The 23,051-nt window shown below is 67.8% G+C and carries 16 protein-coding genes; 6 read left to right on the forward strand and 10 right to left on the reverse strand.

Translation table 11 applies throughout. The features are described 5' to 3' along the window. Positions 1 to 8: 8 nt before the first annotated feature. The 4 genes from AC1DYK_RS02370 to AC1DYK_RS02385 are packed head-to-tail and all read right to left on the reverse strand — an operon-like array spanning position 9 to position 6,237. On the reverse strand, positions 9 to 1,559 hold the full coding sequence (locus AC1DYK_RS02370; RefSeq protein ID WP_478164794.1) for an FAD-binding oxidoreductase: 1,551 nt from the start codon (positions 1,557 to 1,559) through the stop codon (positions 9 to 11). Beyond that, positions 1,560 to 3,236, reverse strand: coding sequence for a glycerol-3-phosphate dehydrogenase/oxidase (locus tag AC1DYK_RS02375; RefSeq protein WP_478164795.1), 1,677 nt, complete (start codon positions 3,234 to 3,236; stop codon positions 1,560 to 1,562). Next, a complete protein-coding gene (locus AC1DYK_RS02380) occupies positions 3,233 to 4,777 on the reverse strand; it encodes an FGGY family carbohydrate kinase (protein ID WP_478164796.1) in 1,545 nt (514 codons plus the stop codon). Before AC1DYK_RS02380 ends, AC1DYK_RS02375 begins: the two co-directional genes overlap by 4 nt. Further along, entirely contained in the window at positions 4,777 to 6,237 is a 1,461-nt protein-coding gene (locus AC1DYK_RS02385) for an MFS transporter (RefSeq protein ID WP_478093402.1), read from the reverse strand. The genes AC1DYK_RS02380 and AC1DYK_RS02385 overlap by 1 nt, the downstream gene beginning before the upstream one ends. Positions 6,238 to 6,529: 292 nt before the next feature. Between AC1DYK_RS02385 and gspF the strand changes: the two genes are divergently transcribed. The 4 genes from gspF (at position 6,530) to AC1DYK_RS02405 (ending at position 11,349) form a co-directional block, all read left to right on the forward strand. Next, a complete protein-coding gene (gspF, locus tag AC1DYK_RS02390; protein WP_478164797.1) occupies positions 6,530 to 7,762 on the forward strand; it encodes a type II secretion system inner membrane protein GspF in 1,233 nt (410 codons plus the stop codon). 3 nt (positions 7,763 to 7,765) lie between these two features. Beyond that, complete coding sequence (locus AC1DYK_RS02395; RefSeq protein ID WP_478156890.1) at positions 7,766 to 8,665, forward strand: 5'-nucleotidase; 900 nt, start codon at positions 7,766 to 7,768, stop codon at positions 8,663 to 8,665. A 231-nt stretch (positions 8,666 to 8,896) separates the two neighbouring features. Beyond that, positions 8,897 to 9,139, forward strand: a complete 243-nt coding sequence (locus tag AC1DYK_RS02400) for a hypothetical protein (RefSeq protein ID WP_478164798.1) — start codon at positions 8,897 to 8,899, stop codon at positions 9,137 to 9,139. A gap of 23 nt (positions 9,140 to 9,162) precedes the next feature. Then, positions 9,163 to 11,349 (forward strand): phosphocholine-specific phospholipase C, encoded by a 2,187-nt coding sequence (locus tag AC1DYK_RS02405; protein ID WP_478164799.1) that lies wholly within the window; start codon positions 9,163 to 9,165, stop codon positions 11,347 to 11,349. A gap of 55 nt (positions 11,350 to 11,404) precedes the next feature. Here AC1DYK_RS02405 and AC1DYK_RS02410 read toward each other — a convergent pair whose 3' ends face one another. The 3 genes from AC1DYK_RS02410 to AC1DYK_RS02420 are packed head-to-tail and all read right to left on the reverse strand — an operon-like array spanning position 11,405 to position 15,184. Then, complete coding sequence (locus AC1DYK_RS02410; protein WP_478164800.1) at positions 11,405 to 13,072, reverse strand: putative 2-aminoethylphosphonate ABC transporter permease subunit; 1,668 nt, start codon at positions 13,070 to 13,072, stop codon at positions 11,405 to 11,407. After that, entirely contained in the window at positions 13,069 to 14,136 is a 1,068-nt protein-coding gene (locus AC1DYK_RS02415) for an ABC transporter ATP-binding protein (RefSeq protein WP_478164801.1), read from the reverse strand. The genes AC1DYK_RS02410 and AC1DYK_RS02415 overlap by 4 nt, the downstream gene beginning before the upstream one ends. A gap of 10 nt (positions 14,137 to 14,146) precedes the next feature. Further along, a complete protein-coding gene (locus tag AC1DYK_RS02420) occupies positions 14,147 to 15,184 on the reverse strand; it encodes a putative 2-aminoethylphosphonate ABC transporter substrate-binding protein (protein ID WP_478164802.1) in 1,038 nt (345 codons plus the stop codon). Positions 15,185 to 15,421: 237 nt separating this feature from the next. Between AC1DYK_RS02420 and AC1DYK_RS02425 the strand changes: the two genes are divergently transcribed. After that, positions 15,422 to 17,188 carry an ABC transporter ATP-binding protein/permease gene (locus AC1DYK_RS02425; protein ID WP_478164803.1) on the forward strand — a complete coding sequence of 589 codons (1,767 nt, stop codon included), beginning with the start codon at positions 15,422 to 15,424 and terminating at the stop codon, positions 17,186 to 17,188. On the opposite strand, the gene queC is transcribed toward AC1DYK_RS02425, so the two are convergent. The 3 genes from queC to AC1DYK_RS02440 form a co-directional block, all read right to left on the reverse strand. Beyond that, positions 17,167 to 17,868: a 7-cyano-7-deazaguanine synthase QueC gene (gene queC, locus AC1DYK_RS02430; RefSeq protein ID WP_478085699.1), complete on the reverse strand. Its 702-nt coding sequence runs from the start codon at positions 17,866 to 17,868 to the stop codon at positions 17,167 to 17,169. The genes AC1DYK_RS02425 and queC overlap by 22 nt on opposite strands. Positions 17,869 to 17,940: 72 nt before the next feature. Then, the gene (locus AC1DYK_RS02435) at positions 17,941 to 18,405 is read right to left on the reverse strand and encodes a cyanophycin metabolism-associated DUF1854 family protein (RefSeq protein ID WP_478164804.1); all 465 of its coding nucleotides are present in this window, start codon (positions 18,403 to 18,405) and stop codon (positions 17,941 to 17,943) included. Continuing rightward, positions 18,402 to 20,681 (reverse strand): cyanophycin metabolism-associated ABC transporter, encoded by a 2,280-nt coding sequence (locus tag AC1DYK_RS02440; RefSeq protein WP_478164805.1) that lies wholly within the window; start codon positions 20,679 to 20,681, stop codon positions 18,402 to 18,404. Before AC1DYK_RS02440 ends, AC1DYK_RS02435 begins: the two co-directional genes overlap by 4 nt. Before the next feature lie 127 nt (positions 20,682 to 20,808). On the opposite strand from AC1DYK_RS02440, the gene AC1DYK_RS02445 reads away from it, so the two are divergent. Further along, complete coding sequence (locus tag AC1DYK_RS02445) at positions 20,809 to 23,049, forward strand: cyanophycin synthetase (protein ID WP_478164806.1); 2,241 nt, start codon at positions 20,809 to 20,811, stop codon at positions 23,047 to 23,049. The last annotated feature ends 2 nt before the right edge of the window (positions 23,050 to 23,051 follow it).

The following is a 23,051-nucleotide window of genomic DNA, read 5'->3' on the forward strand; positions in this document are numbered from 1 at the left end:
GATGAAACTCAGTCTTCGGTATCGGGCAGCTTGTCGCTCAGACCGAGCTTGCCGGGGTTCAGGATGTTCTTCGGATCGAGTGTGCGTTTGAGGGCCTGGAGAACATGGAATGCGCTGCCCAGCGATTCAGCCATATATGGAGCCCGCAGCAAACCGATGCCATGGTGATGGCTCAATGCGGCATTGTGGCGCACCAGCACCGCAATCGCGGCGTCCCAAGCCTGACGATACCAGCGCGCGCGGTTCTCGACTTCCACCTCGCCGCGTAGCGAAAAGTAGAGGCAGGCGCCGTCCACGTAGGCGTGCGACTGGTGCGCGGAGCCCGCGAGCGTGCCGGGCACCGCGTTGATCGCCGCAACGACCTCGTCATAGATGGCAGGCAGGTCGCTCCAGCGGCCACTCATCTCCAGGGTGTCGGCCACGAAGCCGGGGCTGCGCTTGAAACCCTCGGCGCTCTTGCCTGTGAGGTAGCGCGTGTCGAGCCAGCGCTCGAAGATAACCGGGCCGTCGAGCGCGCGGCCCAACTCCTTGCAGACGCGTTCGCTGATGGCCATGACCGCATCCACCATCTCGGGTGCGCCCTCGTCGGCAATCAGCAGCACATGCGTGTCGTCGAGATTGAACTGCACCCGGCTTTCGAGTGCGTCATAGAGCCGCAGCGCTGCCGGGTTGGCCCCGCGCTGCATGATCTCCCGACAGGCTTCGAGGCCAATGGCGAAGCTGTCGAAGCCGTAGGCGATGGCTCGGCCGAAATCCGGCAGGCGATGCAGCTTCAGCCGCACGCGGACGATCACGCCGAGGGTGCCTTCTGATCCGATGAAGAGCTGCTGCAGGTCAGAGCCCACAGCCGCTCGCGAGTAGCCACCCACCGTGACGAGGCTGCCGTCGGCGAGCACCACGTCCATGCCAAACACCATGTCCTCTATCTTTCCATAACGGGTGGACAACTGACCCGCGCCACGGCAGGCGACCCAGCCACCGACGGTGCTGATGCCGAAGGATGAGGGCCAGTGGCCCATCGTCATGCCATGCTCGCGTTGGATGAGTTCCTCGAAGACATCGCCGAACATGCCGGCCTCCACCTCCACGATCTGACTCCCGGCGTCGAAGCCGATGAACCTGTTCAGCTCGCACACGTCCAGCACGATACCGCCGCGTACCGGCAGCGCCGCGCCTGTCACGTTGCTGCGACCGGCCGAGACGGTGACGGGAATCGAGGCTGCATTGGCAATGCGCATGACCGCCTGGATCTGGTCGACGGTTGAGACTCGCACGATCACGGCCTGCGGCGTCGCGGGCTTGCCTCCGGTTTCCGAGACCATCGAGCCGGCCCACCAGTCCCGCGTCCACACAACCACACTGCCAGTGTCGGTAAGCACTTCGTCGGCGACGTTGCAGAGCGCATCGATGTACGTCGAGGCCACTGCGACGGGCGCCCGTTGCAAGCCGGGCGGGCCGTCCGTGTCCGTGATGGTCTTGGCATAGGCCGGCGGCGTGTGGGCGCCGACAACGTAGTTGCGGCGGTTGTAGCCGCGTTGAATTGCGTCTTTGCTGATCATCTACTTCTCTCCCATAAGAATGGATTTTTCGTGCTCGATCGCGGCGCGGTAACTCGCTACTTGTTGCGCCGCGTCCGCGGGGGACAAGCCGAGTTCGGCCTGAATGATTTCGCCGACCCGCTCCGCTGCGCGGCCCGAGGCGTCGCGCGCCATCAGCCGCCCACGGATGCGCCGCGACAACACGTCATCGACGGTGCAAGCGAGTTCGTGCCGCACCGCATAAACGACTTCCGCCTCGCAATACGGCAGGCCTTCGACAATGGGACGGAGCAGGCTCGTGTCCTCATGAAGAAGATCAGTGACGAAGCGTGCTTCGGTGCCGTAGCGCTCACCCAGGTGCGCCGAAAGGCCGCCCGAAGCCATGATCGCCTGGGCGTCGTAGCCGGCCGCCCCGAGAAGGTAGGCCGACTTGGTCGTGCAGGCGTTGCGCTTGCCGATCACTTTCTGGGCTGCATCAATGGTCTGCTCGGCCATGTGCCGCGAAGTGGTGAGCTTGCCACCGACGATGGTCACGAGGCCGTCAGCCGCCACGCGAATCTCGTGGTTGCGCTTTATCTCCAGCGTCTTCCCGCCCGGCGGCGCGACCAACGGCCTGCACCCGGCGATGCTGCCGACCACATCTTCCGCTCGAAGGTCGGTCTTCAGTGCGGACCGGGCACCGTCAAGCAGGAAGTCGAGTTCCTCGCGCGTGCAGTGCACGTCGTCGAGATTGCCCTGATAGTCTTCATCGGTAGTGCCGAGGTAGGAGACGTTGCCCCAGCGCGTGATGGTTGCGCGCCGGTTGCGGCCTGGTACCGGTATGGTCACGGTGCAGTCATTCCGGATCTTCATCCAGGGAATGGCCACGTGCACGCCCTTCGCGGGTCGGATGTTCATCGTTGGCGCGTCGTTCTTCTTGCGGCCGTCCCAGTCGCGCAGCCAGACCCCGGTGGCCATGATGACGACGCCTGCGCGTGCGCGGATCTCGCGGCGATCAGCTTGGACGATCACGCCGTCGACCTTGCCTTGGGCATCACGGCTGATTTCAACGGCTTTCGAATGATTGAGGACAACGGCGCCATGGAAAGCGGCCGTTCGCGCGATGTTCAATGTCAGCCGCGCGTCGTCCACCCGTGCGTCGAAGTACATGAAGCCGCCCGTCAGGTGCTCTTCCTTGAAGGTGGGGCAATGAGACAGGACCTCTGCCTTGGTCAGCTTCTGGTGAAGGATGCCTTCGCGCCAGCCGCCCGCGATGTCGTAGGTCCACAGCAAGCTCTCGAATGCCTTGGCCAGGCGCTTGTCGAAGACGCCTTCGCGCTCCATGACAGGAAAGAGAAACGGCAGGCGCTGCACCAGGTGCCTGGCGTTGCGGCGCAGGCGCTGGCGCTCCAGCAACGAGTGGCGCACCAGGCCCAGATTGCCCTGTTCGATGTAGCGCAGGCCTCCGTGGACCATCTTCGAGGACTTCGACGAGGTGCCGAAGGCGAAGTCATCCTTCTCGACCATTGCCACGCGATAGCCCCGCAAGCTGGCATCCAGTGCCGCATAGGCGCCGGTCACGCCGCCGCCGACGATCACGATGTCGAAGTGCTCGTCGGCGAGCCGTGTGAGCTGATCCTGCCGATTCAGCCGCAGTGGTTCGGTGGTTGTCATCGCGGCCCGGTCCTTGCCGGACCACAGGGATGGCAGAACCATCATCTTGGTAACTCTCCAGCTGTAGCGTTCTTGAAATTTCGGACGTGCGCGAGTTCCGAGGCCACTCGGGCGTGCCACAGGCTGCGCCGAGCGCTGCGTTCTTCAGGCTCGATCGCGGGCTCGAACACGGCCTCGGTGGTCAGCGTGGCGCGGGCCTCCTGCAGCGAATCCCACAGAAGACCGGACGAACCGGCAAGAAATGCAATGCCGCGCAGGCTGGCCCGCTCGGTTTCCTTGATGCGCCGCACCGGCATGCCGGTCAGGTCGGCCTGTATCTGCAGCAGGGCGGAACTGCCCGCGAGGCCGCCGCCCACGACCAACTCGGACACCTTGACCCCGGAAACTGCCTGGTTCGATTGGATGCACGACGCCACCGAATGCGCGATGCCTTCGAGGATGGCCCGGGCGACTTCGGCACGTGTGGTCGCCATCGAGATGCCAGTCAGCGACGCACGCGCGCCGGGCTCCATGGCAGGGACGCGCAGGCCGGTCAGCGTTGGAACAAAGGTGACATCGCGAGACGAACTGACGGTCGCGGCCATGGCGCTGATCTGCTCGGCGTTGTCGAACCATTGCAGTTTCTCGCAGACCCAGTTCAACGCGGAGCCGGTCGTTGCCACATAGGTCTCCACCGCGAAATGCGAAACGCCGTGCGCACGCCGCGCTGTCATGGTGAGGGTGCCGTCATGCTGGCCTGCATGGACAGGCAGCACGGGTCCGGTGATCACGTCGACGAAGCTGCCTGTGCCGTGGACGCACATGGCCTGCTCGCGGTCGAGGCAGCCCAGGCCGATGGCGCCCGCATGCTGATCGCCGGCACAAGCGAGGATGGGCACGTCGATGCCGAGCAGCTCGGTGCGAGTGCGGCCGAAGTCATCCGCGTCTTCACGCAGTTCGGGAAGCAGCTCTCGAGGAAAGCCGAGCGCATCGATCCAGTCCGACTGGTAGCGGTGTTCGGCCATGACGTAGGCGTTGCCGGAGGTCACGTTGGTCGGCGTCGTCACACAGGCGCGCTGCGTCGAGAGGTGCCACAGCAACCAGCTGTCGACGGTTCCGAAGGCGAGGCGGCGCTCCTTGAGGGCGCGGGCAACCGGCTCGGTCTCGCGCATGTGGTGCGTGGCCCAGAGGTAGGGCGAACGCACCCCGACCGGCCGGCCGATCTGCTCCTTCAGGAGCTTGTCCCAGGCGGGTGCAAGCTGCTCCAGTTCACTGACGTAGCGGGTGTCCTGCCACACCATGACCGGCACCAGTGCGCGGCCGGTGCGAGTGTCCCAGAGCACGGCCGAACAACGCTGCGTCGCAATGGCCAGCGCGACAATGCGTTGCCGTTCCGATCGGGCACGCGCGATAGTGGCGCGGCAGACCTCGATGGTCTTGTCGAGGATCGCGTTGGCGTCCTGCTCAACCACGCCGGAGCGCGGCGTGTCGACCCGCAGCGGCGCGTACTCGAGGCATGAGACGTGACCGTCGCGTCCGACGATGGCCGCTCGCGTCCCCGAGGTGCCCTCGTCGATGCAGAGGATCACATCCTGAATGGTCGTCATCAGTTCACTCTCCCCGCGGCCAGTTGCGGCGATTCGGCATTCGATTGCTTGTCCTCGTCGAACTGGGGTGCATCGGGTTCGTTGTCCGGGTTGATGGTGGTGCGCGTCGGGTCCCAGCGGATCGCAAAGCAGATGACGCTTGCGACCAGCGGCACGACCGCGAGAATGAGGAAGGTATGTTCGAGGCCGTACTTCTCCCGGAACAGCGGAAAGACCAGCAAGCCGAGCGCCGCGCCGATTGAGCCCAGCGCGCCGATGATGCCGTTGGCTCCCGCGCGCAATTCGCTGCGGAACGAGAGTGACGACAGGCTCTTGCCGTTCGCGCCAGGACCGCCCGAATGAAAGAGGATGAAGAGCGAAGGAACGATCACGGCCAGCCACAGCGGCATGCGACCGTGGAACAGGCCGAGCGTCAGCAGCATAAGGAACACCATGGCGAATCCAAAGGCCGAAGCGCGGCGCAAGCCCAGTTTGCGGCCGATCCATGGCGACAGGAAGCCGCCGAAGATGCCGAAGACATTGAAGGCGAGCGCGCCGATGGTGGCTTGAGCGAAGTCCTTGCCGAACAGCGTTGCGCTGATCAATGGCAGGTACCAGCCCACTGCGAAATACTGGATCGACTGACCGATCTGCACCGTCGCCGCGAGGATCGTGCGAGGCAGGTAGGCGCCGCGAAAGATCAGCAGGACGTTGGCTGCACCGCGACGGGCCTGGTTGATGACCGGAATGCGCTCATGCTTCGGCGCGGCTACGAAAAGCTCGCCGTAGATGCGGCTCATGGCGCGCGCGGCTTCGTCGAGTCGCTCCTTTCGCGCGAGCCAGATGGGGCTCTCGACCAGCAGCGCGAGTTGCAGCGCGAGGATCGTGACGCCAAAAACTGCAGTGGCAGCCACGGAATAGCGCCAGATCGAATCGCCTACATCCCAGGAGTAGAACAGCAGCGCCAAAAGGAGATTGGTGCAGACCGCCGCGTACCACATGCCCTGCCAGGTGTTGAGCCGGCTCTTCAGCTTTGCGGGTGTGAATTCCGCTAGCACGGCCATGGCAATCGCGAAGTCGATGCCGTAGGCGGCGCCGACGAAGAAGCGGCCGACCAGGATCATCTCGAAGCTGGGAGCGAACACCACCAGCACGGCGCCAACCACGGCAAGGAACTTGGCGAGCACGAGCGGGCGGATGCGCCCCCAGCGGTCCGCCATCCAGCCGCCAACCGGGTTGAAGACGATGGCCACCCAGGAGGCGAACGAAGTCATCAACGCCACCTGACCGGCGGTGAGATGAAGGTCGCGCGTCATGGGCCCGAGGCCAGCGCTCAGCGCGGAATTGGAAAAGGCATCGAGGAACAATCCGCCCAGCGCCAACCACCAGATGGTGGAAGCTCGGCCTACGATGCCTTGGCGTGAGTCCAGGTAGGCGATGACATCGTCGATGCCACGGATCTTGATCGCGTTGGGTTGCACAGTTGTCTCCATTGGAATAATCCGCAAGAGAACGATGCAAACCATACAGGCGCGACAAAGCCATCTCACAGATGGTCTTGAAATCTGAACCTGTGCGCAAATTCTAAGTGCGACCTTTTCTGCCGGTCAATGAGATCGCGTCCAGTGTTAACCACTAGTACATCGACACGCGCCACGGACAGCGCCTCGCGGCTGGACGAACCGGGCGGGATCGTGGGGAAGCAGCCCGACGAAAAAGACTCGCCAAGCGTCGACAATGCGGATTCGCATATTCATTCTTCTGACGGTCCTCATGCCTGCCTACTCCTTCGAAGCCATCGATTCCCAAGGCCAGGCCCGCAAGGGCGTGCTCGAAGCCGACACCGCGCGCAGCGCGCGCGGGATGCTGCGGGCGCAAGCGCTGATTCCGCTGTCGGTGACCGTGGTCGGCAGCGTCGAGAGCGGCGTGCCGGCGACCGGCGGCTGGCGCCGCATGGTCGGCGGCGGACGGGTCTTCAACTCGACCACGCTGGCGGTCTGGACGCGGCAGATCGCGGGCCTGGTGTCCTCGGGCCTGTCGCTCGAACGCGCGCTGACCGCGCTGACCGACGAGGCCGAGACCGTGGCGCAGCGCAACCTGGTGGCCTCGCTGCGCGCCGAAGTCAATGCCGGCGCCCCCTTCGGCCGCGCGCTGTCGCAGCACCCGCACGAGTTCTCGCCGATCTACGTGGCCGTGATCGGCGCCGGCGAGCAGAGCGGCAACCTGGGCCTGGTGCTCGAGCGCCTCGCCGACGACCTCGAGCAACGCCAGGCGCTGCAGCAGAAGCTGGTCGGCGCGGCCCTGTATCCGGCGATCGTGACGCTGGTGGCGATCGTGATCGTGGTCTTCCTGGTCAGCTACGTCGTGCCGCAGGTGGCCAACGTCTTCGCCGGCACCAAGCGCGCGCTGCCGATCCTCACGGTGGCGATGCTGGCGCTGAGCGCCTTCGTGCGCAACTACGGCTGGCTGATGCTGGTGGCCGTGGTCGTCGCCGTCATCGGCGCCCGGATGGCGCTGGCGCGCGCCGCCCTGCGCGAGCGCTTCGACGCCGCCTGGCTCAACCTGCCGCTGGTCGGCAAGCTGGCGCGCGGCTACAACGCGGCGCGCTTCGCCAGCACGCTGGCGATGCTGGCGACCGCAGGCGTGCCGATCCTGCGCGCGCTGCAAGCCGCCTCCGAGACGCTCAGCAACAGCGCGATGCGCGCCGATGCGCTCGATGCCCTGGTGCTGGTGCGCGAAGGCGCGCCGCTGGCCTCCGCGCTGGCGCAGAAGAAGCGCTTTCCCGGCATCGTCTCGATGTTCGCCCGCCTCGGCGAACAGACCGGCACGCTGCCGCTGATGCTGCAGCGGGCGGCCAACCAGCTCGGCGCCGAAGTGCAGCGCCGCGCGATGCATCTGGCGACCATCCTCGAGCCCTTGCTGATCGTCGCGATGGGTGGCGTCGTGATGCTGATCGTGCTGGCGGTGCTGATGCCGATCATCCAATTGAACCAATTCGTGAAGTAGCCCATGGCGGTCTCCCTGGACGACAAGCTGGTGGTGGCCATTTCGTCGCGCGCGCTCTTCAACCTCGAGGAAGAAAACCGCATCTTCGAATCCGGTGACGACGCCGGCTACATGAAGCTGCAGCTCGAACGGCTCGACGTACCGGCCCGGCCCGGCATCGCCTACTCGCTGGTGCGCAAGCTGCTGCGCTTCAATGACGACGGCCAGCAGCGGGTCGAGGTGGTGATCCTGTCGCGCAACGACCCGGTGTCGGGCATGCGCGTGTTCCGCTCGGGCGTGGCCAACGGCATCTCGCTGCAGCGCGGCGTGTTCACGCAGGGCCGGCCGCCTTTCGGCTACCTGCGGCCGCTGCGCGCCCATCTCTTCCTGTCGGTCAACGCCGATGACGTGCGCGAAGCGCTGGTCGCCGGCTTTCCTGCGGCGCGCGTGCTGGTCGAGTCGGTGCACGCGAGCGACGCCTATCCGAACGAAGTCCGCATCGCCTTCGACGGCGATGCCGTGCTGTTCAGCGACGAGGCCGAGCGCGTCTTCCAGGCCGAGGGGCTCGATGCCTTCCAGCTGCACGAGTCCTCCAAGGCCGGAATGCCGCTGCCCGAAGGGCCGTTCAAGCCGCTGCTGGCGGCGCTGCATCGGTTGCAGCAGGCCAGCAGCCCCGTCATGCGCATCCGCACCGCGCTGGTCACCGCGCGCAGCGCGCCGGCGCACGAGCGCGCGATCCGCACGCTGATGAACTGGAACATCAAGGTCGACGAGGCGATGTTTCTCGGCGGCCTTCCCAAGGGCGAGTTCCTGCGCGAGTTCGAGCCCGACTTCTTCTTCGACGACCAGACCGGCCACGTCGATGCGGCCGCGCGCCATGTGCCCTCGGGGCACGTGGCCAGCGGCATCAGCAATCCGCGCTGAGCGCCCCTCGGCCTGAGCCGCGCGCGCCGAGCGCGCGTCACGCGTTCGCCATGCCGGTGTCATCGCCGGTTCACTCGGGTGTAACGCCCTCTTCCTAAAGTTGCCCGGCCGACGCGCGCCCTGTCTTCACGGCGCGCCATGGGTCGGCCACGCCGTCCTGCGCGTTCGTCCGACCCGGCGCCATTCCGCTCGACCCCGAGCTTTTCGCAACCCGAGCCACAAGGACTTCTCATGCCCTCTTTTCCCCTTCCGCGACAGCGTGCGCGCCGCCCGCGCATGGCCCTCGCGGCCGCATTGATCGTCGCCTGCAGCCTCGCCGCCTGCGGCGGCGGCAGCAGCGGCGGCGGAATCTCCACCGGTCTCCCGAGCGGCGGCACCACGCCCGCCACGGGCAGCGGCGAGACGCCCGCCGCCACCACGCCCGACACCGCCGCCGCCACCGCCACCAAGCCCGAGCTGCGCTGCGCGCCCTGAACTCTCCCAGCACGACATCAACCATGACCTCACGCCGCAAGTTCCTCACCCACACCGCCACCACCGGCGCCGCCGCCGCCGCGCTCTCGGCCTTTCCGCCCAGCATCCGGCGCGCGCTGGCGATCCCCGCCAACAACAAGACCGGCACCCTGAAGGACGTCGAGCACGTGGTGATTCTGATGCAGGAGAACCGCTCCTTCGACCACTACTTCGGCACGCTCGCCGGCATCCGCGGCTTCGGCGACCGCTTCCCGATCCCGCTGCCGAAGGGGCTGAACGTCTGGCAGCAGAGCGACGCCAACGGCAAGCCGATCCTTCCCTACCACCTCGACGGCAGCAAGGGCAACGCGCAGCGCGTGAGCGGCACGCCGCACTCCTGGAACGACGGCCAGAATGCCTGGGACGGCGGCCGCATGGACCAGTGGCCGCGCTACAAGAACACCGCGTCGATGGGCTACTTCAAGGAGGCCGAACTGCCTTTCCAGTTCGCACTGGCCAATGCCTTCACGCTGTGCGACGCCTACCACTGCGCGATGCACACCGGCACCAATTCCAACCGCCTGTTCCACTGGACCGGCACCAACGGACCGACCGGCGCCAACGTGGCCTCGGTGGTGAACGAGTTGGACGACATCGGCCCGTCGACCACGGGCTTCGAGTGGAAGACTTATCCCGAGCGCCTGCAGGAGGCCAAGGTGAGCTGGATGGTCTACCAGTTCATGCCGGACAACTACACCGACAACCCGCTCGCCGGCTTCAAGCAGTACCGCAAGGCGAACGAGGATTCGGGCAAGCCGGTCAGCAACTCCGCCGCCTCGCCGGCCTACGATCCGGCCAGCGACGACGCCGGCAATCCGCTCTACAAGGGCATCGCCAACACGATGCCGGACGGTGGCTTCCTCGAGCAGTTCCGCCTCGATGTGGTGAACGGCAAGCTGCCGCAGGTCTCGTGGATCATCGCGCCGGCCACCTACTCCGAGCACCCCGGACCCTCGAGCCCGGTGCAGGGAGCCTGGTACATCCAGCAGACGCTCGACGCGCTGACCGCGGTGCCCGACGTCTGGAGCAAGACCGTGCTGCTGATCAACTTCGACGAGAACGACGGCTACTTCGACCACGTGCCCTCGCCGTCGGCGCCTTCGCTCAACCCCGACGGCAGCGCGGCCGGCAAGACCACGCTGCCCGACGCGGACATCGCCTTCGAACGCTTCACGCACCCGAAGCCGCCCGGCACCACCTCGCAGCCGGCTCCGGACGGCCGCGTCTACGGTCCTGGCGTGCGCGTGCCGATGTACGTGGTGTCGCCCTGGAGCCGCGGCGGCTGGGTCAACTCGCAGGTCTTCGACCACACCTCGGTGCTGCGCTTCCTGGAGCAGCGCTTCGGCGTGAAGGAACCCAACATCGGCGCCTTCCGGCGCGCGGTCTGCGGCGACCTGACGAGCGCCTTCAATTTCGCCAACCCCAACAACGAGGCCTTGCCGGTGCTCGCGGGCCGCAAGAGCAAGACCGATGCGGATGCGCTGCGGGCCCAGCAACAGGCACTCGCCCAGATCGTGCCGCCGGTCAATGCGCAGCTGCCGCGCCAGGCCAGCGGCACCCGACCCTCGCGCGCCCTGCCCTACGAGTTGCACGCGAGCGCGCGCAGCGACGCGGTCAACGGCACGGTGCAACTGCTGTTCTCCAACACCGGCAAGGCCGCCGCCGTGTTCCATGTCTACGACAAGCTCAACCTCGACCGCCTGCCGAGCCGCTACATGGTGGAGGCCGGCAAGACGCTCGACGACAGCTGGAACGCGACCACCGACAACGCCGGCCTCTATGACCTCTGGGTGCTCGGCCCCAATGGCTTCCACCGCGAGTTCAAGGGTGACCTGAACCGGCTGCGCGCCGGCGACGCGGCCATCCCCGAGGTGCGCGTGTGCTACGACATCGCCAACGGCAATGTCTACCTGAGCATGACGAACAGCGGCAAGCGCAGCGCGAAGTTCACGATCCGCGCCAAGGCCTACCGCGACGACGGTCCGTGGAATGCGTCCGTCGCCGGCGGCGCCACGGTCGAGCAGCACTGGGACCTGGCGACCAGCGGCCAGTGGTACGACTTCGCCGTGACCTGCGACGCCGATGCCAGCTACTACCGCCGCTTCGCCGGTCGGGTAGAGACCGGCAAGCACGGCGTGAGCGACCCGGCGATGGGGCTCAGCGACGTGTGATCCCATGAAAAACGCCCCGTGGACCGGCAACGGTCCACGGGGCGCAGGGAGCGGCCTAGCGGCTGCGCCAGCCCTGGGTCCGCGCCAGGGCGGCCCGCCCGGCCAGCGCGAACAGGCCGCGGCCGAGCGCGGCCGTGAGCATGATCAGGGAAGCCATCGCCGCTGCCGGCGCGACGTCGCCGGCATCGTCCATGTTGAGCACCGCGACCGCAGCCAGCGTGGTCTGCGGCGAGTACAGGAACACCACCGCCGAGACGGTCGTCAACGCGTTGACGAAGAAGTAGCCGCCGACCTGCAGCACCGTGGGCAGCGCCACCGGCAGGTGCACCCGCCACAGCGTGCGCCAGAAAGGCACGCCCATCGATTCGGCCACCAGTTCGTATTCGCGATCGAGCTGGCGCAGCGCGGTGAGCGACGTCAGGTGGGCGACCGAGAAGAAATGCGCGACCGTGCAGACGATCAGGATCGCCATGCCGCCGTAGAGCCCGCGCAGCGGATTCGAAGGCGAGTTGAAGAAGAAGATGTAGCCGACGCCCAGCACCAGGCCCGGCACCGCGAGCGGCAGGTTCGCCAGCAGGTTCAGCGCCTCGCGCAGCAGGCCGAAGCGGCGCGGCTTCTCGACCAGGTAGGCCGAGAGGAAGGTGGCGACGGCGCCGGCCGCCGCGGCGCCCAACCCGAGCTGCAGCGAGTTGAAGTAGCTGGCCCAGCCGCCGCCGTCCATGTTGCCGAAGTCGTAGTTCCTGAGGGACGGCGCGAGCTGGTAGGGCCAGTAGGTGGCGAGCGAGGCGAACACCGCCATGCCGATCATCCCGAGGATGGCCGCGGCAATCAGCAGGCAGGCGGCGAACAGCGCGCGGTCGCGCGCCGGCACCGGCTCGGGGCGGTGCGGCGTCGCGCGCGCCGACAGCGCCGCCGCCTGGCGCCGGCGCACGCGCCGCTCCACCAGGAAGGACAGCAGCGCCGGGATCAGCAGCACGAAGCCCACCACCGCGCCCATCTGGAAGTTCTGCTGGCCGACCACCTGCTTGTAGATGTCGGTGGCCAGCACGCCGGTCTGGCCGCCCACCACCTTGGGCACGCCGAAGTCGGTGATGACCAGCACGAAGACCACCATGCCGGCCACGATCAGCCCGTAGCGCGAGGCCGGCAGCGTCACCGTGCGGAAGATGCGCCAGCGCGAGGCGCCCAGCGTCTGCGCGGCCTCGTAGAGCCGGCCGTCGGAGGTCGCCATCGCGGTGGTGAGGATCAGCAGCGCATGCGGCAGGGTCCAGAAGACCGAACCCAGCACGATGCCCAGCGGGCCGTAGATCGAGACCCCGCCGAGCCAGTCCTTGAACACGCCCTGGTTGCCGAACAGGTAGATCAGGCTGATCGCCGGCAGCAGCGAAGGCGCCAAGAGCGGCAGCAGCGCGATCGCGCGCAGCAGGCCCTTGCCGCGCATGCACGAGAGCGTGAGCCCGTAGGCGTAGACATAGGCGATGGCGGTGCACAGCACGGCGCTGAGCGCCGCCAGCCAGACGCTGTTGAAGGCCGACTGGACCAGCGCGGGGTTGTCGAGGTAACGGGCGAAGTTCGCCAAGCCGACGAAGGCGCCGGCGCGGTCGAAGAAGCTCTGCCCCACCAGAGCGGCCACCGGCAGCGCGACGATGACGACCAGCGTCGCCAGCGCGAGCAGCAGCCCGGCGCCGGTCAGCCAGCGCTCGCGGTCGAAAGCGGCGCTCAATGCGCCAGCACCGACAGCGCGTGCTGCGGCAGCTCGATGTGCACCATGCTGCTGGGCACCAGGGTCTCGCCCGCCCGGTGATCGGGTGGCAGCTCGGCCTCGATCTCGATGCCGAGCGGTTCGCAGGCCAGCCGCGCCGCAGTGCGGTTGCCGAGAAATTCGGTATCGAGCAGGCGGGCGGCGAAGCTGTTGGCGCCCAGGCCGTCGCCGAAGCGCCTGACCACCACGTGCTCGGGCCGGATGCCGACGGTGGCCTGCGCACCCACCTGCAGTGCGCCGGGCGCGCAGTGCAGCTCGCTGTCGCGCACCCGCACCTTGTCGCCCGCCAGCACGGTGGCGGGCAGCATGTTCATGCGGCCGACGAAGCTGGCGACGAAGCGGGTGCGCGGCCGGTGGTAGAGCTCGCCGGGCGACCCGGCCTGCTCGATGCGGCCGTCGTGCATCAGCACCACGCGATCGGCCATCGACAGCGCTTCCTCCTGGTCGTGCGTGACCATGATGGTGACGATGCCGAGGCGCTTCTGCAGCGCGCGGATCTCGCCGCGCAGGCTGGCGCGCACCTGCGCATCGAGCGCGGACAGGGGCTCGTCGAGCAGCAGCAGACGCGGATTGGGCGCCAGCGCGCGGGCCAGCGCCACGCGCTGCTGCTGGCCGCCCGACAGCTGCACCGGATACTTGTCGGCATGGGCCGCCAGGCCGACGAGATCGAGCATTTCGCGCGAGCGCCTGGCCATCTCGCGCGCCAGCGCGCCGGTCGGATGCAGGCCGTACGCGATGTTCTGCGCCGCCGTGAGGTTGGGAAACAGCGCATAGGACTGGAACACCACGCCGAAGCCGCGCGCCGCCGGCGGCAGGCCGGCGATGTCCTGGCCATTGAGCAACAGTTGGCCGCGGTCGGCGCGCTCGATGCCGCAGACGATGCGCAGCAGCGTGGTCTTGCCGCAGCCCGAGGGCCCGAGCAGGCAGACGAATTCGCCGGGCTCGACGTCCAGGTCGATGCCGTCCAGCACGCGGCTGGCACCGAAGGACTTGCCAATGCCACGCAGAGAAAGATAAGACGTCATGCGGGAGGTCTTACTGCGGCGGCGCCTTCTTTTCCGACTTCGATTCGTAGCGCTTCGACCATTCGGCCAGGATGCGGTCGCGGTTGGCGGCGGCCCAGTCGAAGTCGTTCTTGGCCAGCAGCTTCTCGACGTCGCCCGGCACGAATTCCAGCTTCTCCTGGATGCCCGGCAGCGCGAGCACCGCGAAGTTCTTGGCATAGAGCTCGTTGGCCTGCCTGGTCACGGCCCAGTCGGCCAGGGCCTTGGCGGCCTCCGGCTTCTTGGTCGTCTTCATGACGCCGGTGGCCTCCATGTCCCAGCCCAGGCCTTCCTTGGGCAGCACGATGTCGATCGGCGCGCCGTCGCGCTTGGTCTTGTTGGCGCGGTATTCGAAGGACATGCCGAGCGCGAACTCGCCGGCGCCGGCCTGGCGGCAGGGCTTGCTGCCGGACTGGCTGTAGATGCCGATGTTCTGGTGCAGCGCGTCCATGAACTGCCAGGCCTTGGGCTCGCCCATCATCTGGATCCAGCCCGACACCATCAGGTAGCCGGTGCCCGAGGCGGCCGGGTTCGGCATCGTGATCTGGCCCTTGTAGACCGGGTTCGTCAGGTCGGCCCAGCTCGTCGGCTTGGGCAGGTTCTTCTTCTGCGCCTCGGCGGTGTTGAAGCAGATCGCCGACGACCAGACATCCATGCCGACCCACTTGGGCGGATTGGCGCTGTCGCGCATGGTCGGCTTGATGGCTTCCAGGCCCTTGGGGGCGTAGGGCTGCAGCATGCCTTCCTTGTCGAGCAGCATCAGCGAGGTGGCGGCCAGGCCCCAGACCACGTCGGCCTGCGGATTGGCCTTCTCGGCCAGCAGCTTGGCGGTGACGATGCCGGTGGAATCGCGCACGAACTTCAGCTCGATCGAAGGGTTGTCCTTCTCGAAGGCCGCCTTGTAGGCCTGGACCTGGTCGGCCTCGAGCGCGGTGTAGACCAGCAGCTCGGTGCGGCCCTGCGCGGTGGCGCCGACGCCGAGGGTCAGCAGGACGGCGGGCAGGAGACTCTGGAAGGTGCGACGCAACATGAATGGATTCCTAGGGGGATACGGAAAGATGCAAGAAAAGGCGCGCGTCGGTGCGCGGCAGCCCTGGATCATCGGCAGCGGATATGACAGGCATTTGTCAACGCGGCGGCGCGTCGATGACAAACTGGTGCGTTGTCATGCAAATGACGCCGTTCAGCGCCGCTTAAGAATCCGGCGCGTCCCGGAGATACGATGAACGCAACGCGCCGCACCCAGGCGCGAACCTACTCCCACGCCATGACCACTTCCGCCGGCTCGCCCCACATGCTCACCACCCTGCGCCGTATCGGCGCGCTGGCCTCGCCCTATTTCAGGTCCGAGGAGAAATGGATGGCGCGCGGGCTGCTGGCCGCCATCGTGGCGCTCAACCTCGGCGCGGTCTACATGCTGGTGCTCAACAACCAGTGGTACGCGCGCTTCTACGATGCGCTGCAGAACAAGGACCAGGCGATCTTCTGGAAGGAGATCGTCTTCTTCTGCTGGATCGCGGCCGGCTTCATCGCGATCGCGATCCTCAGGTTCTACCTGACCCAGCTGCTGCAATTGCGCTGGCGCGCCTGGATGACCCGCAGCTACCTGCAACGCTGGATGGCCGACCGCACCTTCTACCGCCTCGAACTGGCGCGCTACGGCCAGCAGGACGGCCAGACGCCGGACAACCCCGACCAGCGCATCCAGGAAGACATGCAGATCTTCACCGACTACACGATGACCCTGTCGATGGGCCTGCTCAATGCAGTGGTCACGCTGGTGAGCTTCATCGGCATCCTCTGGGGCCTGAGCGGCATGGCGGACTTCACGCTGTTCGGCCACGCCTTCTCGGTGCCCGGATCGATGGTCTGGATCGCGCTGGCCTACTGCGCGGCCGGCACCGTCATCACGCACTACATCGGCCGGCCGCTGATCGGGCTGAACTTCCAGCAGCAGCGCTACGAGGCCGACTTCCGGCATCACCTGGTGCGCGTGCGCGAATACAGCGAGGCGATCGCGCTGGACCGCGGCGAGAAAGTCGAGCACGGCCAGCTCCAGCTGCGCTTCGGCGCGGTGCTGAAGAACTACCTGCAGCTGATCAGGAAGCAGAAGAACCTGGTCGCCTTCACCGCGTCGTTCGGCCAGGCCTCGGTGATCTTCGCCTTCATCGTGCAGGCGCCGCGCTTCTTCAGCGGCGCGATCCAGCTCGGCCAGCTGATGCAGGTCAACTCGGCCTTCGGCCGGGTGCAGGACTCGCTGAGCTGGTTCGTCGACAACTACGACCGGGTGGCCGTCTGGCGCGCCACGGCCGACCGGCTGAGTTCGTTCGAGGCCGCGATGCGGGCCAATGCGGGCGCGACCAGCGCGCTCGAACGCGCGCCCGCGGACAACGCCGAGGGCCTGCGCGCCGATGGCTTCGGCGTCACGCTGCCCGACGGCGCGCGCCTGATCGACGGCGCCGCGCTGGCGGTTCGTCCGGGCGACACCGTGATGCTGCAGGGCCCCTCGGGCAGCGGCAAGTCGACGCTGTTCCGGGCCTTCGCCGGCATCTGGCCCTTCGCCAAGGGCCGGGTCTCGATGCCCGACAACACCATGTTCATTCCGCAGCGGCCCTACGTGCCGGACGGCCGGCTGCGCGACGCGCTGGCCTATCCGCAGCCGGCGAGCGAGTTCAGCGATGCGCAGCTGGTGCAGGCGCTCAACGATGCGCTGCTGCCCGATCTCGCGGGCCGGCTGGACGACCGCGATGCCTGGAGCCAGAAGCTCTCGGGCGGCGAGCAGCAACGGTTGGCGATCGCCCGCGTGCTGCTGCGCAAGCCCGCCTGGCTGTTCGCGGACGAGGCCACCAGCGCGCTCGACGCCGACAGCGAGGCCACGCTCTACAAGCGATTGGCGGCAATGGTGCAGGCCGCCGGCGGGGCGATGGTGTCGATCGCGCACCGGGCCTCGGTCGGCGACCACCACCAGCGCCGCTGGACGCTGGTGCCGCAGCCCGAGGGCAGCGGCGTGCGCTACAAGGTCGAAGCCACGTAGCGCTCCCAGCCCCGCGCGCGCAGCTCGCAGGCCGGGCAGGCGCCGCAGCCGTAGCCCCAGTCGTGGCGCTGCGTGCGGTCGCCGAGGTAGCAGGTGTGGGTGTCTTCGACGATCAGCTCGACCAGGGCATTGCCGCCCAGCCGATGCGCCAGGCCCCAAGTCGCCGCCTTGTCGATCCACATCAGCGGCGTCTCGATCACGAAACGCCGGTCCATGCCGAGCGAGAGTGCGATCTGCATCGCCTTCATGGTGTCGTCGCGGCAATCGGGGTAGCCCGAGAAGTCGGTCTCGCAGACGCCGGTCACGATCACCTCGAGGCCGCGCCGGTAGGCCAGCGCACCGGCCAGCGTGACGAACAGCAGGTTGCGCCCCGGCACGAAGGTATTGGGCAGGCCATTGGCCTGCATCTCGAAGGCGATGTCCTGCGTCAGCGAGGAGGCACTGACCTGGCCCAGCACGTCGACCGTGAGCATGTGGTCGTCGCCGAGCCGCGGCGCCCACTGGGGGAAGCGCTCGCGCAGGCGCGCCAGCACCGTGAGGCGCGCATCGAGCTCGACCCGGTGGCGCTGGCCGTAGTCGAAGCCGATGGTCTCCACGCGTTCGTACTTGGCAAGCGCATCGGCCAGGCAGGTGGTGGAGTCCTGGCCACCGGAGAAGAGGACGAGGGCGGTGGTGTGCATGAGGATGGAAGTATCACGCACGGGTTCCAGGCTCGCAGCGAGCCGACGCTCAGGGCCCCGCGACCGCGCACTTCACAGGAACCGCTCCAGCAACTTGCGCGATCCGCGGTCCAGCGTCTTCACGTCGGGAATGCGGAACTGCACCCCGTGCGCGCTGGCGATCAGCAGCGCGCCGTCCTCGAGCCGGCGGATGTCCTCCTCGGCCTTCAGCACGAAGCGGGTCTCACCGCGGTCGGTGTCGACGGTCCAGGTGCTGGGCACGCCGAAGCTCGACACCTTGTGCAGCTTCAGCAGCGTGGGCGCGAAGTCCCGGGCCGCGAGCTCGTGGCCGAGCAGCTCGCGCGTGGCTTCGGGCAGCCGGTCGAGGCGATCGATCCAGACCAGCTCGCGGCCGTCGAGGCCGACCAGCGAGATGCCGTCGTCGGGCGCGGTGAGCGGGAAGGCCCGCACCGGCAGCACGCCGTCGTGGCGCATGCCGCTGTCGTCCGTCAGCACCAGCCGGCCGAAGGTGTCGCGTTCAAGTTGAAAGTTGCTCATGCGTCCCCCGCCGGATGTGCCGCGTGCCCGCCCAGCGCCATTGCCACCGAGGCGCGCTCGGCCGCCGCCCCCGCGCTCTCGTCATCGGCCTGTCGAAGCTGGGCCTGGTAGAGCCGCCAGTAGGCGCCCTGCTGCTCCATCAGCGCGTCGTGCGGCCCGACCTCGACGATCTCGCCGCGGTCCATCACGACCAGCCGGTCGGCCTTGCGCAGGGTCGAGAGCCGGTGCGCGATCGCGATCGTGGTGCGTCCCTGCACCAGGTTGTCGAGCGCCTTCTGGATCTCCTTCTCGGTCTCGGTGTCGACGGCGGAGGTGGCCTCGTCGAGGATCAGGATGCGCGGGTCGATCAGCAAGGCACGCGCGATGCTGATGCGCTGCCGCTCGCCGCCCGAGAGCCCCTGGCCGCGCTCGCCGACCAGCGAGTCGTAGCCGTGCGCGAGCCGCAGGATGAAGTCGTGCGCATGGGCGGCGCGGGCCGCGGCCACGATCTCCTCGCGCGTCGCGTCGGGCTTGCCGTAGGCGATGTTCTGCGCGATGGTGCCGAAGAACAGGAACGGCTCCTGCAGCACCAGCCCGACGTGGCGCCGGTAGTCGGCCACCGCGAAGCGGCGGATGTCGGTGCCGTCGACCTTGATGGCGCCGTCGGTGACGTCGTAGAAGCGGCAGATCAGGTTCACCAGCGTGCTCTTGCCCGAGCCGCTGTGGCCCACGAGTCCGATCATCTCGCCGGGCTCGATCACCAGGTCCAGGTCGCGGATCACCGCCCGGCTGCCGTAGCGGAAGCCCACGTCGGCCATCTCGATGCGCCCCTGCACGCGCTCCACCTTCACCGGGTTCGCGGGCTCCGGTACGTTGCTCACGTGGTCCAGGATGTCGAAGATGCGCTTGGCGCCGGCGGCCGCCTTCTGCGTCACCGAGACGATCCGGCTCATCGAGTCGAGCCGGGTGTAGAAGCGTCCGATGTAGGCGATGAAGGCGGTCAGCACGCCGACCGTGATGCGCCCGCGCGCCACCTGCCAGATGCCGAAGCCCCAGACCACCAGCAGGCCGATCTCGGTCAGCAGCGAGACGCTGGGCGTGAACAGCGACCAGGTCTTGTTGAGCTTGTCGTTGACCTGCAGGTTGTAGGCGTTGGCGGCGTGGAAGCGCTTCGCCTCGCGCTGCTCCTGCGCGAAGGCCTTGACCACGCGGATGCCCGGAATGGTGTCCGCCAGCACGTTGGTGACCTCGCTCCAGACCCGGTCGATCTTCTCGAAGCCGGTGCGCAGCCGGTCGCGCACCACGTGGATCATCCAGGCGATGAACGGCAGCGGCACCAGCGTGACCACCGCCAGCAGCGGATTGATCGAGAACAGGATCACGGCGGTCATCGTGATCATCAGCACGTCGGTCAGGAAGTCGAGCGCGTGCAGCGACAGGAAGACGTTGATGCGGTCGGTCTCGGAGCCGATGCGCGCCATCAGGTCGCCGGTGCGCTTGCCGCCGAAGTAATCGAGCGGCAAGGTCAGCAGGTGTTCGTAGGTGGTGGTCCGCAGGTCGGCGCCGATGCGTTCCGACACCAGCGCCAGCAGGTAGGTGCGGGCCCAGCCCAGCGCCCAGCCGACCAGTGCCGCGGCCAGCAGCGCGCTGAGGAACATCACGACCTTGGCGACCGCGATCTGCTGCCCGTTCTGGAACGGGATCAGGATGTCGTCCATCAGCGGGATGGTCAGGTAGGGCGGCACCAGGGTCGCGGCGGTCGATGCCAGGGTCAGTAGAAACCCGGTGATCAGCTGCTTGCGGTAGGGCTTGGCGAAGCGGCCCAGGCGCAGCAGCACCCAGGTCGAGGGCGGGGCCTGGAGCTCCGGTTCGCCGAGCGCCGCATCGTCCGCGTCGGCACCCGCAGGTGTCGCCTGCGCGACATCTTCGATCCTCGCCTCGAACAGTTTCTGCAGCCGCAGCGCCGCCGGCTGCTGGGCCAGGGTGTAGCGCCAGCGCGCCAGCCGGCCCCGGGCGTCCAGCAGATCGAGCGTCCCGACGCCGGCATGGTCGCCAAACTGGAGCTCCAGGCCCCCCGGCGAGGGAATCGGCCATTCGGTCCAGGTTCCCCCGGCGCTGCAGGCCAACAGGCGGCGATCGGTCAGCGCCAGCAGGCCGGACTTAAACCGAAGTTCCTCATCGAGGTCAACCGGGAGGGTCGCCAGAACGTTTTCCGCGACTGAGAGCCGACTTTTCAGAGCGTCTGAGGCCTCCCCTGCTTCGCCCCCCGGGGCTCCGAATGGATCTTGATGTTGCATTGTGTTTCTGTACTTCCGGCCCTCCGACGGACCCTTTCTGGCGCACGTCGGGCGCCGATTCTGACTGATCGCCATGGGCGCGCTTGAAAGCGCCGTGGTGCTCGGCCAAAGCACATCGAACGTTTTCATGACCCGTTTCGACGACATCCGTCTGCTGCGCATCAACTATTTGCGCGGCCCGAACCTCTGGACCTACCGCCCCGTGCTCGAAGTCTGGCTCGACCTCGGCGCGCTCGAGGACCATCCTTCCAACACGATTCCCGGCTTCACCGAGCGCCTGACCACGCTGCTTCCGGCCCTGATCGAGCACCATTGCGGCGTCGGCGAGCGCGGCGGCTTCATCCAGCGCCTGACCGAAGGCACCTGGGCCGGCCATGTGCTGGAGCACGTGGTGATCGAGCTCTTGAACCTGGCCGGCATGCCGACCGGCTTCGGCCAGACCCGCAGCACCTCGCAACATGGCGTCTACCGCATGGTCTTCCGCGCCCGTGACGAGCAGGTCGCCCGTGTCGCGCTGGCCGAGGGCCACCGCCTGCTGATGGCCGCGATCAACGGCGACCCCTTCGGCGCCGTCGACGTGCAGCGCGCGGTCGATGCGGTCAAGGCCAAGGTCGAGGACTGCTACCTCGGCCCGAGCACCGCCTGCATCGTGGGCGCCGCCACCGACCGCGGCATCCCGCATCTCAGGCTCAACAGCGGAAACCTGGTCCAGCTCGGCTACGGCGCCAACCAGCAGCGCATCTGGACCGCCGAGACCGACTACACCAGCGCCATCGGCGAATCGATCGCCAGCGACAAGGAGCTCACCAAGTCGCTGCTCGCGAGCTGCGGCGTGCCGGTGCCCGAAGGCCAGGTGGTGGCCAATGCCGAGGAAGCCTGGGAAGCCGCCGAGGACATCGGGCTGCCGGTGGCGGTCAAGCCCTCGGACGCCAACCACGGCCGCGGCGTTTCGCTCGAACTCCACACGCGCGAGGAAGTCATCGCAGCCTTCGCGGTCGCCGAGCCCGAAGGCAGCGACGTGATGGTCGAGCGCTTCATCCGCGGCTACGAGCACCGCCTGCTGGTGGTCGGCGGCCAGGTGGTCGCGGCCGCGCGCGGCGAGGTCATCACCGTCACCGGCGACGGCAGTTCGACCGTGGCCCAGCTGATCGACAGCCAGCTCAACAGCGACCCGCGGCGTGGTGCCGAGGAGGAATTCCCGCTCGATGTGATCGTGGTCGACACCGACGCCAAGCTGCAGCTCGAGCTCAAGCGCCAGGACCTGGACGCCGCGGCCGTGCCCGCCGCGGGCCGGGTGGTCACGATCCAGCGCAACGGCAACATGGCGATCGACTGCACCGACCAGGTGCATTCCGACGTCGCCCATGCGGCCGTGCTGGCCGCCCGCGTGGTCGGCCTGGACATCGCCGGCGTCGACCTGGTGGCGGAGGACATCTCCCGACCCCTCGGGCCGCAGGGCGGCGCGATCGTCGAGGTCAACGCCGGCCCCGGCCTGCTGATGCACCTGAAGCCGGCCGTCGGCTCGCCGCGGCCCGTGGGCCGCGCGATCTGCGACCACCTGTTCCCGGACGACGCGCCCGGCCGCATCCCCGTGGTCGGCGTCGCCGGCTCGCAGGACACCGCCGTGCTCTCGCGCCTGGTGGCCTGGCTGATCGGCCTCGGTGGCCGCCACACCGGCCTGGCCTGCCGCGACGGCCTGTTCCTCGAGCGGCGCCGGGTCGATGCCCGCGACAGCGCCCACTGGGAAGCCGGCCACCGGCTGCTCGTGAACCGTGCCGTGCAGGCGGTGGTGATCGAGAACGGCGCCGAAACGATCCTGCGCGACGGCCTGGCCTACGACCGCTGCGAAGTCGGCATCGTGACCGACCTCGAAGGCGCCGAAGCGCTGGGCGAATTCGACATCACGGCCAGCGACCAGATGGTCAGGGTGCTGCGCACCCAGGTCGACGTGGTGCTGCCCGAAGGCACCGCGGTGCTCAACGCCGCCGATCCGCGGGTGGCCGGCCTGGCGCCGCTGTGCGATGGCGACGTGATCCTCTACTGCGCCGACCCGCAGGCCGCGGTGCTGGTCAAGCACCAGGCCGAAGGCGGCAAGGCGGTGCTGGTGCGCCAGGACCGCGTGGTGCTGGCCAACGGCAGCAGCGAATCCTTCCTGCCCGGCCTCGGCCGGCTGACCATCTGGCGTGCCACGCATGCCGGCGTCAGCCTCGACAGCCTGCTCGCCGCGGTCGCCGCGGCCTGGGCGCTGGGCATCCCCCTGAACCTGATCGGTGCCGGCGTCGAAGCCTTCGAAGCCGACCTGCAGGCGGCGCTCGCGTCGCTGCAGCTGTCCCAGACCCTTGTCTCGCCCGAACAACAATTTGCCTGAAA

The organism is Variovorax sp. P2_H12 (genome assembly GCF_056403395.1).